Source organism: Cohnella soli (assembly GCF_042655525.1).
GTDB lineage: Bacteria > Bacillota > Bacilli > Paenibacillales > Paenibacillaceae > Cohnella > Cohnella soli.
This window is the reverse complement of sequence record NZ_JBHSMI010000023.1, coordinates 366,663-379,479: the sequence shown is the minus strand read 5'-3', so window position 1 is coordinate 379,479 and position 12,817 is coordinate 366,663. Positions and strand designations below refer to the sequence as shown.

Below are 12,817 nucleotides of genomic sequence, written 5' to 3'. Positions count from 1 at the left end.
AAGGAGGCGTCGCCGAATGACCAACTATTCCGTATTCGACTCGAGCGTCCAGCCGGTCTATACGCACGCGACGAATACGTACCAATCTCCAGCAGCGGTCGCGCCTCCGGATGCAGGCGCGGCCAGCTCCGGCAACGAATACAACGCGACGGCTACGACATCCTCGACACTGGGCGCACTGGGCGGCAGCGTCATTATTTCGCTGCAGATCGCCAACCCGAACGGTAGCGGCAAGACGCTTTATGTATCCTCCGTTGCCGTGGGCACGGGCGTTACTTTAAACCTGTTGTCTTCCTTCAGCGCGTCGTTAAGTTTCTTGAAAGGAGGCACGCTAACTTCACCTTCAACGGTCACCCCCGTCAACGGCAACTTCGCTAGTGCCAATACGAGTGCGATGACCGTTCGTTCCTCGAGTGCGGCGCCTTCAGGCGGAACGGACTTCATGTCGCTGCCGGTAAACGCGGGTCAATTCATTTCGGTTCAGACGGGACAAATCGTCGTTCCCCCGAACCAGACGCTGATCGTTTCTCTCAGCGCTTCCCTGTCCGTCGCGGGAACGCTGAGCACGACCGCAAACATCACTTGGTGGGAAGGATAAGCTTGCTATGTTTGCATGATCGGCGGAATAAGATGCGAAATAAGATATGGGGTCGGCGGTTGCGTGCCGGCTTTTTGTTTCGCTATGATGGGGGTAATGAACCTTGGGAGAGGGGCCGTGCATGATGAAAGTATTGGTAATCGGAGCTGGAGCGATCGGAGGTTATGTCGCCGCGCGAATGCTGGAAGCTGGAGCGGACGTCACCTTGCTAGCGCGCGGCAAGCGGAAAGCGCAACTAGAACGCGACGGGCTAATCATTCAAAGTCCGAGCGGAGATTTCGCGGGACGTCCGCCCGTCATCGCCTGGGGAGAACCAGCCGGTCCGTTCGACATGGCGATTATCGCGACCAAAGCCTATGGCCTGGACGAAGCGCTCGCGCATATGGCCCCGTATTTGACAACAAGCACGGCGATTTTGCCGTATTTAAACGGGATGCGGCATATGGAGAAGCTCGCCGAAGCCTTCCCGGGACAGCCGCTGCTTGGAGGCGTCGCTCGAATCGAAATAACGCTGGATGGGGATGGTCGGGTGCAGCATCTGACGCCTTTTGAATCTTTTACATACGGAAGATTCCGTTCCTTCGATGACGCACACTATTCTGAACTACGGATTCAATTGTCTGAGATCCAGCTCTTCACGGAAAAAGAAGACATCGAAACCGACATGTGGGAGAAATACGCCTACATCAACGTGCTATCCGGATTGACGACACTATTCCAAGCCCCCGTCGGCGACATTCGGGACGCCGGAGCAGGGTTGGATACATTCCGCCGCGCTTTCGCCGAGACGAATGCTGTTATCTCCGCCGCAGGCGGACATCTGGGGCACGCTCTGTTGGACAAGCAATTGCGGATCGTCTCGAACATGTCCCCCGGCAGCACAAGCTCGATGCTGCGCGATATGCAAAACGGACTCCCGACGGAGTCCGCTCACCTGCAAGGCTATATGATCGAGCTCGCCCACCGCCATGGCTGCGAGGTACCGCTGCTTGAAATCATCCTCCAGCGGCTCGATATTTACGAGCGGGATCGGGTACGGAGCTAGCCAAGGAGCAGCGTCTTTCAGGTTTGTCGGATTGGTGGGATTGGGGGATGAGCCAGGTTAGTGGAAGTGTCGGGTTGTCGGGTTGTCGGGTTGTCGGGTTGTCGGGTTGTCGGGTTGTCGGGTTGTCGGGTTGTCGGGCCTTCGCGCTGAAGCCCGGTTTCCCGGCATTTTCTCTCTCCCGGCTGATTTCCCCGATCTGTAGCGATGAAAAACATCACTGCAGCCTCGCAAACCACCCTACAACAAATTGTAACGATGAAAATCATCGTATCAGCCGATGCACCACGTGAAATTGTTGAGTTTTGACCCAGATAGCGATGAAAAACATCGCAAAGCCCACTCGACACTCCTGTCAGCAGCGCGTAACGATGAACAATATCGCTACAGCCGAACCGTTGTACGAAAGCCTTGGTCCGACACACCCTCGTACCATTGAATCGATCCACAACACAATTTTGCCACCCTACTCCGGCATCCACCCCAGTTCGTCGAGCATCACTTTGCCCGGACCTTCCTTAAAAACAAAGGTCACTTCCGACCACTCTTCCGGATCGAACTCGCCGTTCTCCTCCGTGAAACGTGCCAACGGCAGCTCATACGTCTGATAGACTGCCTCTTCCGCATCTTTGAACTTGCCGCCGGAAAGCACCGCTTCCATGCCCGGAAGCCACGTGAAGCTTGTCGCCGCCTGAGGTTCCGTTTCCATAAATTCGTCCAAAGGTAGCCTGACTTCATTTCCAAGCTCATCCCGTACCTCGACGTCGATTGACAGCGGTTCATCCGCTGTAGCCCCTGTCTCATCCGAGACATCTTCCGCCATATTCGCCAACGAGAACACTAGAACAGGATCGTCCGCAATGCTAGCCGCCTTCGTGTCGTCAAGCTTGACGGTATACCGCCCTTCGCGTTCCCACGCGAGCAAGACGCCGCCGTCCTCTTTGCCCTCTCCTTGCCGATCTTGTGCATCAACATGGCGCCAGTCCGACAAGTTCGACGCTTCGGCGGTCACTCCGTCAGACAGCCGCTCCCGATCGGAACCGCCGAAGTCGGCGAGACGCCGGAAACCGCCGTTTTCGTATTGATTGAAATAGCGGGTACCCGGCAAAAACTCAAGCCCCGCCCTATAATCCCGTAACAAACGATCATACGTCTCATTGTCCTTCAACACAGCTTGAAGAAACGCCGACACGTAAGCTTTGGCAATCTTCCGTTGCTGCTCCGCCTCAAGCAAGCCTTTCGGACGGATGAAAAGCGCCGTCGGCATCGCATTGTCCGACCAGCCCCATGCCGTGTTGAACTGGCTATGATTGGCGTCTTCGATATAGAGGGAGGCTTTGAAATTCTCCTCATCCTCCGCAGCGTCGCCCGTAAAAGTAACTCTGCCATACTGGCGATCTCCGTAGAAATTGACGATGTCGGAATCTTTCGCGCCTTGCAGCGTGAGATAAGAAACGTCTTTCAACTCCGATTGTTTGCCGCCGACAAGCGTGTCCGTAGGCGCGAGCTCGACGACAGCCTGCACCTTGTAGCTGTCCGCCGAAGGAAGACTCTTGTCGTCCGGAAACCATCTTTCTCTGTCGGTCGCCATCGCCGCCGCTTGCCCGCCCCTCGAATGACCGAGAAGGGCCACTTGGTCGAAGTCGATTTTGCCGTAAAAAATCGATCCGGGGTCCGCGGCAAAACGCTGAAGCTGTCCGATGTGCCGGAGCAGCAGCCATGCCCGCAGTTCCATATCCCGCTTCGGAATGCCCGACCATACGGAGTAATTAAAGAAATTCTCGTCGACCGACACCGCTATGAAGCCTTGGCTTGCGAGCAGTTCCCCCAAATAGCCATATCCCGTGTCGGAAAACTTCTCCATCAAGTGATTTCCGTGTACTATCAGCACGATTGGATACGGTCCGGGACCGTCAGGCATCCACACTCTTCCGTTTAACGGCAGGTCCTTCTCGTCGAACCCCCAAAATTTCTCGCGCTGCCACGTCCAATCGCTAATGAAAGCAGAGGCATCGACGGTGGCTGATCGTTCCGTCGCTTGTTCACCAAATTCCGCTCGTCGCTTGTCCGTTCCGCTTCCATACGTCAACGATCTCACCGCATATTCGCCAGGCAGTGATGGATCGGGCACGGAACCGACCGATGAGGACAAAGTATGGACGATGCCCTTGTCGTCGACTCGGTCCGCGTCTGCATCGTCGTTCGAGTGTTCGCCTAGGCGCGGGAACCCCGTCAGCGCGAACACAATCGCAAGCGCCACAAGCGTTGTCACAGCGATTCGAACGCGCGGCATACGCGCGATCGCCCCCGCGAGAAGGCCGAGACCGAGCACGCCGACCGAGGCGACAGTCGCGTATATCGTAGACCCCTGCCAGCCAAATTCGGAATAATAGAGAATTGCCCCTGCGATCACACCCGTGTATACGAAAGCGCCAATCGTCGCACGAGGCGCGCGAACTCGGATGAGTTGGAGCAATGCCCCCACGATCGCCGACGAAACTACGAAAGCAATCGTATGCAGCACGACGCCCACCGTCATATCTATCGCCGCGCCCAATCCTGTCGGCATACCAAGTGCCGTTAGCGCAACGGCTGCGCCACCGAACAGCCATAGGGCGACGATACCAACTCGCCAGACTCCCTTATCTCGTTCGAACGTCGCTATCAGTCGTCGCTTGAGCGCGAATCGACCAGGATGATTTTGAACAGACCGCTCGTATTCCACATTCATCACGTTCACCTCCGGCCATGCCCGCTATCTCTCGATTATACCTCTTCCGACTGACGCGGGGTGACTCCGAAGTTTTCGCGAATCGCATGATGCTTCCAGCGAAAACTTTAGCCGCGCACGGCGACGTTATTCCAGCAAAATGCACGCCTCACACGAAAAAAGCGGCCCGGAGGCCGCCCGCATCAACTCCTTATGCATCTACTCCCGCTCAATCAAGCGGCGGCGCTTCACCCGGGGCAACCCGTCGCACGCCGTTGCCGACGCGGTGCAGCATCTCGGTCATCTCTTCAGGATGCAGCAACTCGATCGGCGACACGCCTTTCTCGAACTGGAACGCATCCCCTTCGATCAGGACGACGTACCTGCCATTCAAGCGCGCAATGTGGATATTATTGCCGTAATCGTCCATGTGGCCTTTAATCTGAATGTCGTCGAGCCGGAATTTCAGCTCCAGATCTGGCTGCAATTCGACGATCTGCTTCGTCGCCTCAATGACATGGTCGTGTGTCCACTTCTCCTGCAACTCCCGTTTCTCCCCGGCCGCCCATACGTCGAACTGTTGCTTCTCTTGCCGCATCGCCCGGACTTCCTGAGGGGCACCGGCATACGCATCTTCCTCTGCGTCTTCCCCGACAGCCGTATCGAACAGCGCCATCGCCGCCGCGATAGATTCCGACCCGCTCGCTTGCCACTTTTCTTCCATATACTGATGAACCATCCCCATCACCTGGTCGGCGACGATTTCCGGCTTCGATTTCTCATAGCTGACGTACTTCAGGAAGTCTTCAAAATACCTCGCGTGCGACGCCTGGTGAATTTTTAACTCCCACGGTTCGATGATGCCTTCTTCAGGCATGTGCGGATATTGGATCGACTTGATGTTCTTCGCATTAATCGCCATCTCGACTTGGGAGATCAAGCTGTGCTCGTCCGAGACGCGAGCGATTTTGGACTCGAAGTCGCACTTGAACAAGAATAGAAACGGTTCGTCGAACAGCTCGTTCAGCTTGGCAGTCGCCAGCACGAACGCTCCTCCCCGCACGGAGTTCGTGTCCATGTAGATGCGCAGCACGTCGTCGGCGAAGTTATGGAATTCCTGCTTGTTCTCCGCCATCCTGAGCCGTTGGAATAGATTAAAATTCGGATTGCTGTCCAAGTCGTATCCAGGCTCCACGATAAACCGCCCGATCTTCGTCGGCACCTGCTCGGAAATAGGGTTGATCTCGGCTTTTCGCTTGGCGATCCGCTTGAATTCCCCGTCGAGGAACGCCTTCAACTCGCTGTCTTGATACTCTTCGTGCGTTAGCGTCTGATAATGCTTATATTTCTTGGGACCGTTCGGATCGGCGCCTTCGTTCTGAATGACGAAAAAAGATAAATATTGCACGGCAAATTTCATGATGAAACTTCGGCCTCCCGCAATCGGAATGTCGTGACGCTATCGATTGAAACCTATTCGCATCTTATCAGGTTCGTCCCGGCGCGACAACCTCCGAAAGCTTCCGTTCATATGGTATACTCATCCTGAAAATGGAACGGGGGTTGCCCTCATGCCGGATTGGTCTTATCAGACGATTTTTCGCCCTTTGCTGTTCCGTCTGCCTTCCCGTGTCGCACGCAATGTGACGTTAAAGGCGATGCGCCGAGTCAGCCGCCTTCCCGGGGGTACGCTTCTCATTAAGACGCTTGGTCATATGGAGCCGTCCCCTTTGCTCGAAACAAGTATCGCGAACGTCCCTGCGGCCACTCCGGTCGGGTTGTCGGGCAGCGTCGACCCGAATGGCATCGCTCACCGAGCACTTGCCCAGTTCGGCTTCGGCTTCATGGAAATCGGTCCGGTCACAATAAAGCCCGTTGGCGGCGGAAAACCGATCCATAACGACACGAAGGGAGAGCTTCTCTCTTATCCGGACGAATACGAGAACGAGGGTTTGATGCATGTCCAGGAAAGATTCGCAGAACCAGACCATCGCCTGCCTCGATTCTTTCGGGTGTCGCCGATGCCTGCCGCTCGCACAGATGAGGCGGTTGACCAGCTTCGTATGTTGATGCTCGCTCTTCGTTCGAACAATGCGACCGGGTTTCATGTCGATATTCTCGATTCCCAGGGCGGCATCGCGCTTAATGTTCGCTTACTGGAGCGAATGTGTGCCATGATTCACCGGCTCCGATTGGATGACGACTTCCGTGATCCTGCGTTATTGCGTATCCCGCTCGATTACCCTCCGGAAGAGGTGAGTTTCTTGCTGTCGCAGGCCGATCTGTCCGTGTGGGCCGGCTTTGTCGTAGGCGAGGCTCTCCCGCAACAGGAGACGGATCGTGCAGTAGAAATCGGCCGCAGCGGCAAGCCCTACGCATTGTCGCTCGTCCGCCAGTTGAAAGCGAGCGCTCTCCCACATCAATCGATCGTCGCCGGTGCTGGTGTTCACGAACCGCAAGACGCGCTCGACTTGCTCGCGGCGGGCGCCAGCCATGTGCTGCTTGGTAGCGGCCTTGTCTACGCGGGACCCGGGTTACCGAAACGCATTAATGAAGCGATTATTTACGAAACCATCAAAGCGGAGCCCGCTCCGGAGTCGCCTTCTTTTTGGCGACACTGGGGATGGATGCGTCTGCTTGGCCTCGGCATGATCGTCGGCGGCATTCTCGCTTGGGCGATCGCCGCTTCGTCGGTCGTGCTGCCTTACGACGAACATTTTCTCGCCATGTCCCGCGACGAGCTCTCTCGCCTGAACGAACATCTGCTTCACTTCATGTCCCATGACCGGATTACGCTTGCCGGTACGATGATCTCGATCGGCATTTTGTACAGTCGGCTGGCTAAATACGGCCTGAAGGACGGACAGCATTGGGCGAGAACGGCCGTTTTCATATCGGGCGCCGTCGGTTTTCCGAGCTTCTTTCTTTACTTGGGCTACGGCTTCTTCGATCCGCTGCACGCGCTCGCAGCCATCGTGCTGTTTCCGATGTTTCTGCTGGCGATGAGGCGCAATCCCGATCAGCCGTTCCGCCGTCCCGTGAACTTGCGCAATGACCCTACTTGGAAGCGTGCGATGTGGGGACAGCTCTGTTTCGTCGCTTTAGGCGCTTCATTGGCCGTGGGCGGCCTCGTCATTGCGACAGTCGGCGTGACCCAAGTGTTCGTGCCGCAAGATTTGACGTTCATGGAGACGACCAGGGAGACGCTGCGGGCGGCGAACCCGAACTTGATTCCGCTTATCGCCCATGATCGGGCAGGGTTCGGCGGCGCTTTGTTCTCCGATGCCGTCATGCTCCTCGCCGTCTCGTTATGGGGAATCCGGCAAGGGGAACGTTGGCTGTGGTGGACGTTGCTCGCGGGCGGCGCCCCCGCATTCGTCGCCGGGCTTAGCGTGCATTACGGCATCGCGTACACCGACTTCGTGCACCTGCTTCCGGCTTATTTTGCGGCAGCGCTCTATGTTATCGGACTGATCCTGCTTTATCCGTATATGATGCAGAATCCTCGTCCAGAGAGTGCTTATACGTATGAGCGTCCGGTTTCGCGGGGAAAGTAATGACGATCCGCACGACAGGAGGCCCAGTACCCTATGGACGATACGCATCAATTCGTTGAGAAGCTGCACGATACGCAACAGAAGGACAAGCGCAACAAAGATCGGCAGAGCCGCGGCAACGGTGGGGAGAATGCAGGCAAGAAGCTCCCGGGTAAACAGCATAGCACGAACAAGTAGCAGCCGAGCTTACTCTTGATCAGGTAAACGAAAACCCCTGCGATCAATGATCAATGTCGCGGGGGTTTTCTCTCGGGATGGCACGGACCGCGTTCCATCTGCCGAGTCGGCTTGGCCAAGCTGCGAATAAACTATCGGGAACACTTGGAACACAAAAAGCAATCGGTGCCGCCGCTAACGTGTTCCTGCCCTTGTTCGGGGGAAGGTGGGCGAGACACGATAGCAAAACTCGAAAAAGCCGCTCCCACGAGAGGCTTTTTCCTTATTCTTATGAATCACGCTCAATCGTTCTCCATTGGAATATCAAACTCGAAATGGACAGGCTCATCGCACTGATTCAACGTATATTTTGTTCCTTGTTCCGATTTCGCGTTATCGATGCCCTTGCAGAACGATCTCGTCCGTTCCGGAACGCCGAACTTATCCATCGTCGTGTCGGTCGTGTAGACGATCGTTCCGTTCTCGAACAGCAGGTCCTGGAAAATCGGGTCGCCCTCGATCGAGTAAGTGACGATGTGCACTTCGGCCGATTTGCCTTCTCCAACGCTCTTCACGAAATCGAGCCATCGGTCCGTATTTGCCAAACCTCTAATCGACTGTACGATTTCCCCGTTGGCGATCGCTTGCTCGGAGCTATATTCGATCTTCCCGATAAGCTCTCGCAGGTCGTCCGCATCTTCAGAGTCGATCTTATAACCGGTCCCCGTGTCAGACACGAACATGTACATGCCATCCTTCCCTTTGAGAGTGCCCAGCCACAAGTGCAGCTCGCGCTTTCCTCCGTTTTTGTCCGTCAGCACAACATCGTACTCCGGGTTGGCGACGTCAAGCATGCCGGGGATTTGCTTGGCGTTTTTCATGGCACCGACGATAGATTTCAGTTCTTTCGCTTCCGATAATTTCCCGAGCGCCGCGGAATACACGCTTCCGAATCTTTGCGAGCGGCTGACGGTTGCGGACGTAGGAGAGAACCCGCTCCAACTCGTCTGCGCCGCTTCACTTACCTCTCCCGCCAAAGAAGACGCGCCGACAGCTCCTTGCTCAGATTCCCGTGCGCCGCACCCGACGAGCATAACTGCAAGTCCGATGGCGATTACGACCGCTTTCCATTTTCCCATTGCGCATCCGCTCCTTGATCCTTCTGACGGAAAAAGGGAATGCCAGGTTGCACCATCACGCAAACAAAAATCCCCTGCACCCGAAGGCGAGGGGACAAACAAACCGTCATCGTTCCAACGTTAGTGCTGCGGCCGAGAATCGGCCAAACGAACGAGCATATGCGCAAGGCTATGGCGTTCGTTCTCGGTGCCTACCTTCCACAGCTCGGAGAGCAATTGCTCCTCGTGGTTACGCGGCTCCTCGTGGCTGGACAGGTAATCGGCGACTTTCTGAGCGATTGTGGCAATCTGCTCTTCGCTCAGTCCGATGTTCTCGGCCATACTAATACGTTTCTTCAAGTACGTTCTGAAATCGTCGAAATCCTGAAGAATCCGCTCTTTCTCTGAAGCGCTGATCTTGGAAATCGCGCTTGCCACTTTGCTGGCGTCGACGTTTCCGTCTTTGTTGACGACATGGTTAAGTTCGGACACGGAATAGCCTCCTTGCGAATGAGTGATGGTGCTTCGATCAGTATGCCCGATCCGCCGCCAAACGACTCGCATAGGTCTTCATCTTCATTTTCCCCGAACCTACAACCCTTGATTCGTCAGCTTGGACACGTCGAACACGCTGATTTTGCGCTGCGTCTTATCATCGAATAACCACGGCTCGGTCACGCGATCCACGTAGAGAATGCCGTCCAAATGGTCGATCTCGTGTTGGATACAACGAGCCAAGAATCCTTCGCCTTCCATTGCGATACGCTCGCCTTGCCGGTTTAACGTCGTGATCTTCACGTTGTTCGCGCGTTTCACGTAACCGTGGTAGCCCGGAAAGCTTAAGCAGCCTTCCGCGCCGTCTTGCTCGCCGCTCATCTCCACGATTTCCGGGTCGATCAGTTCGATCAATCCCTCTCCGCAATCCATCACGATCACCCGCCTCAGGATGCCTACTTGCGGCGCCGCGAGACCTGCACGTCCTTCTGCGGCATGAAGCGTCTCCCCCATGTCGTCGAGCAGCTTCAATATTTTGGGCGTAATCGTCTCCACGGGTTTTGCTTTTTTGCGCAAGATCGATTCGCCGAAAGGTACGATATTTAACACGGACATGCCATTCATGCCCCTTTCCTCTGCGTTTTCCGCGCCTACTATATCATAATGCGGCAGTCCCGACAACTGTTAACACGGGCCTAGTCCCCCGTTCTCCATTCCTCCGGCAGCAATCGGGCATAAGGAAGCTTCCGATATCTGTCGTCGATCAACAGCAACGTGCCCTTATCGTTCTCCGTCCGAATGAGACGGCCTCCCGCCTGCAGCACTTTGTTCATGCCGGGGTACACGTATGCATAGTCGAATCCGTTCCGGCCTTCCGCTTCGAAGTGATCCCGGATCAGGTTGCGCTCCGGTCCGAGCTGCGGCATGCCGACGCCGACGATCGCCACGCCGTTCAATCGGTCTCCGACAAGATCGATGCCTTCCGAGAAAATGCCGCCCATAACCGCGAAGCCGATCAATGTACCCTCGCCACCCGCCTGGAACTCCGCCAGGAAGCTTTCGCGCTCTGCTTCCGCCATGTCCGGTCTTTGCAACTGCGTCCGAACGCCAGAACCTTCGGCCAGTCCGGCCAAGTAAACCTCGAAGATAGCATTCATATACTCGTAGGAGGGGAAGAAAGCCAAGAAATTGCCTGGGCGATCTCCGGTCATCCGCAGCAGCGCATTTACTACCGCGCCTTTCGTCCGCTCGCGGTCCGCATACCTGGTCGACAGCGGAACGACCGTGACGTCCCATTGCTCCTTGGCGAACGGCGACCCGAGCGTCAAGGAATAGTCGGCCTCGTCCGCGCCAAGCATGTCCATATAATAGTTCAGCGGCGTCAACGTTGCCGAGAAGAAGATGTGCGCGCGAAAGCCTTTGCCGGCTTTTCTGAGCGCATCCGAAGGATCCATGCAGAACATCTTCACCCGCTCTTCGCCCCGACGGAACATCGAATACGTCACATGGTTGCCAGCGTACAGCTTGCCGATCCGCTGAAAAGCCAGTGCGGAGAAGTATGCTTCCGTCAATGTCGGAGTCGTGTCTACACCGTCCTCCGCGGCACCCGACATCTCCGCCAATGCGCGCTCGGAAGCCACCGCGAAATCGTCCACAAGGGCGAGCAAATCGTCGGGACGCTCATCTTGCGCCTCAAGCTCGCCTTTGCCTCCATTGCCTTGTTCCTCGAATACTTTCCTGCGCTCCACGAACCATTTGTTAATCGCTTTGGCCGTTCGCTCGACGTCCCGGCTTGCGCCCTTGGAGCCTTTGGGGCTCTTGAACGCCCGTCCCAGTTCCAGAAACACGCGCTTATCCAATGCTGCCGAATACATTTCCCTGCCCCGATCTACGAGATTGTGCGCCTCGTCGATCAATAGCGCGCTGCCGTTCTTCTGCTCCCCGGACATTCTCTTGAAAGCGACCCTTGGATCGAATACGTAATTGTAATCGCAGATGACTGCATCCGCTCCATAGGCCACGTCAAGAGAAAACTCAAATGGGCACACCCGATGCTTGCGTGCATAAGTTTCGATGACCGGGCGGGTCGCGAGCGTCTCGTGGCCCAGCAAATCGAGCACAGCCCCGTTGACCCGATCGTAATAGCCTTCTGCGTACGGGCAACATTCCCGCCGGCAGTCGACTTCTTCCTGAAAACATATTTTCTCTTTCGCCGTAAGCGTCACTGACCGCAGCTTCAATCCTTGCTCCGCCATAAGCGCCATCGCTTCCTCAGCCGCCGTGCGCGTGAGCGTCCGCGCCGTCAAATAGTAAAACTGACCAAGCTTCCCGTTCCCAAGCGCCTTGATTGTCGGGAAAAGCGTCGACATCGTCTTGCCGATGCCCGTCGGCGCTCTGGCGAATAGCTTGCGTCCTTCGTCGATCGCTTTGTACACCGCGCCGACCAGCTTCCGCTGCCCTTCCCGGTAAGAGGAGAAGGGGAAATCAAGCGCCGCGATGCTCTCATCGCGTTCGCTTCGGTTGCGCAGCAGCATTCTCGCATAGGGCGCGTATCGTTCGACCATCTCTCTCGCGAACGCTTCAAGCTCGGCAGCCGTATGCTCCCGCTCGAATCGGATCAGATCGTCCGTATCCGTCCGCACGTACGTGAGCCGCGTGCGTACTTGCCCGATTCCGCTCTCCACCGCGTACATGTACGCATAGAACATCGCTTGAGCCCAGTGCACAGGGGCCGTTTCATCTTCCGTCATCCCGGCGACATCCCGCGCAGTCGACTTGATCTCATCGATCGTAACGACGCCGTCTTCGCCTATAAGCAGCCCGTCGCAGCGTCCCTCCACGGAGAAAATGAGATTACCGCACGGAATTTCCACCTTTAGCAACACTTCTTTGCGATCTTGCTCGCCGTATTGCCGCTGGATTCTCTGGTGCGCCTTCGTCCCTTCGGTCATCGCAGTAATCGCGCGTATGCGAACGTCGATATCGCCCCCTGCATACGCATATTCGACCAACGGCCTTACAGAGATTGCTATCGCCAATGTATTTTCCATCCCAGAGCCTCCGAGCCGAACATTCGTTCCACCATTTTAGCACAATTTCGCATGCTTCGACGACGTTTGAAGGAGTTCCGAATCTTCCTGT

At 56.1% G+C, this 12,817-nt stretch carries 10 protein-coding genes; 4 read left to right on the top strand and 6 right to left on the bottom strand.

Going from position 1 to position 12,817, the window contains the following annotated elements; genetic code table 11:
- Positions 1–16: 16 nt before the first annotated feature.
- Positions 17–598, top strand: a complete 582-nt coding sequence (locus ACFPOF_RS12275; protein ID WP_378132924.1) for a hypothetical protein — start codon at positions 17–19, stop codon at positions 596–598.
- A 121-nt stretch (positions 599–719) separates the two neighbouring features.
- Positions 720–1,643, top strand: coding sequence for a ketopantoate reductase family protein (locus ACFPOF_RS12270; RefSeq protein ID WP_378132922.1), 924 nt, complete (start codon positions 720–722; stop codon positions 1,641–1,643).
- Between the two features lie 463 nt (positions 1,644–2,106).
- Here the strand turns inward: ACFPOF_RS12270 and ACFPOF_RS12265 are convergent, their stop codons facing one another.
- Together ACFPOF_RS12265 and ACFPOF_RS12260 are read right to left on the bottom strand one after the other, a co-directional pair.
- Positions 2,107–4,371, bottom strand: coding sequence for an alpha/beta hydrolase family protein (locus tag ACFPOF_RS12265; RefSeq protein ID WP_378132920.1), 2,265 nt, complete (start codon positions 4,369–4,371; stop codon positions 2,107–2,109).
- Between the two features lie 208 nt (positions 4,372–4,579).
- Positions 4,580–5,770, bottom strand: a complete 1,191-nt coding sequence (locus tag ACFPOF_RS12260) for a DUF3900 domain-containing protein (RefSeq protein WP_378132918.1) — start codon at positions 5,768–5,770, stop codon at positions 4,580–4,582.
- A gap of 151 nt (positions 5,771–5,921) precedes the next feature.
- Between ACFPOF_RS12260 and ACFPOF_RS12255 the strand changes: the two genes are divergently transcribed.
- Positions 5,922–7,907, top strand: coding sequence for a dihydroorotate dehydrogenase (locus ACFPOF_RS12255; protein ID WP_378132916.1), 1,986 nt, complete (start codon positions 5,922–5,924; stop codon positions 7,905–7,907).
- Positions 7,908–7,940: 33 nt separating this feature from the next.
- Positions 7,941–8,084, top strand: a complete 144-nt coding sequence (locus ACFPOF_RS12250; RefSeq protein WP_378132914.1) for a DUF4023 family protein — start codon at positions 7,941–7,943, stop codon at positions 8,082–8,084.
- Between the two features lie 281 nt (positions 8,085–8,365).
- Here ACFPOF_RS12250 and ACFPOF_RS12245 read toward each other — a convergent pair whose 3' ends face one another.
- From ACFPOF_RS12245 to ACFPOF_RS12230, 4 genes are all read right to left on the bottom strand, one after another.
- Complete coding sequence (locus ACFPOF_RS12245; RefSeq protein ID WP_378132912.1) at positions 8,366–9,202, bottom strand: DUF4362 domain-containing protein; 837 nt, start codon at positions 9,200–9,202, stop codon at positions 8,366–8,368.
- Positions 9,203–9,322: 120 nt separating this feature from the next.
- Positions 9,323–9,673, bottom strand: coding sequence for a DUF3243 domain-containing protein (locus ACFPOF_RS12240; protein ID WP_378132910.1), 351 nt, complete (start codon positions 9,671–9,673; stop codon positions 9,323–9,325).
- A gap of 99 nt (positions 9,674–9,772) precedes the next feature.
- The gene (gene def / locus ACFPOF_RS12235) at positions 9,773–10,291 is read right to left on the bottom strand and encodes a peptide deformylase (RefSeq protein ID WP_378132908.1); all 519 of its coding nucleotides are present in this window, start codon (positions 10,289–10,291) and stop codon (positions 9,773–9,775) included.
- An 80-nt stretch (positions 10,292–10,371) separates the two neighbouring features.
- On the bottom strand, positions 10,372–12,726 hold the full coding sequence (locus tag ACFPOF_RS12230; protein WP_378132906.1) for an ATP-dependent DNA helicase: 2,355 nt from the start codon (positions 12,724–12,726) through the stop codon (positions 10,372–10,374).
- Between the last annotated feature and the right edge of the window lie 91 nt (positions 12,727–12,817).

Excerpts from the sequence above, each read along its gene's own strand:
- ACFPOF_RS12275 (WP_378132924.1), top strand. The coding sequence starts at position 17 with ATGACCAACTATTCCGTATTCGACTCGAGCGTCCAGCCGGTCTATACG.
- ACFPOF_RS12270 (WP_378132922.1), top strand. The coding sequence starts at position 720 with ATGATGAAAGTATTGGTAATCGGAGCTGGAGCGATCGGAGGTTATGTC.
- ACFPOF_RS12265 (WP_378132920.1), bottom strand. The coding sequence starts at position 4,371 with ATGAATGTGGAATACGAGCGGTCTGTTCAAAATCATCCTGGTCGATTC.
- ACFPOF_RS12260 (WP_378132918.1), bottom strand. The coding sequence starts at position 5,770 with ATGAAATTTGCCGTGCAATATTTATCTTTTTTCGTCATTCAGAACGAA.
- ACFPOF_RS12255 (WP_378132916.1), top strand. The coding sequence starts at position 5,922 with ATGCCGGATTGGTCTTATCAGACGATTTTTCGCCCTTTGCTGTTCCGT.
- ACFPOF_RS12250 (WP_378132914.1), top strand. The coding sequence starts at position 7,941 with ATGGACGATACGCATCAATTCGTTGAGAAGCTGCACGATACGCAACAG.
- ACFPOF_RS12245 (WP_378132912.1), bottom strand. The coding sequence starts at position 9,202 with ATGGGAAAATGGAAAGCGGTCGTAATCGCCATCGGACTTGCAGTTATG.
- def (WP_378132908.1), bottom strand. The coding sequence starts at position 10,291 with ATGTCCGTGTTAAATATCGTACCTTTCGGCGAATCGATCTTGCGCAAA.
- ACFPOF_RS12230 (WP_378132906.1), bottom strand. The coding sequence starts at position 12,726 with ATGGAAAATACATTGGCGATAGCAATCTCTGTAAGGCCGTTGGTCGAA.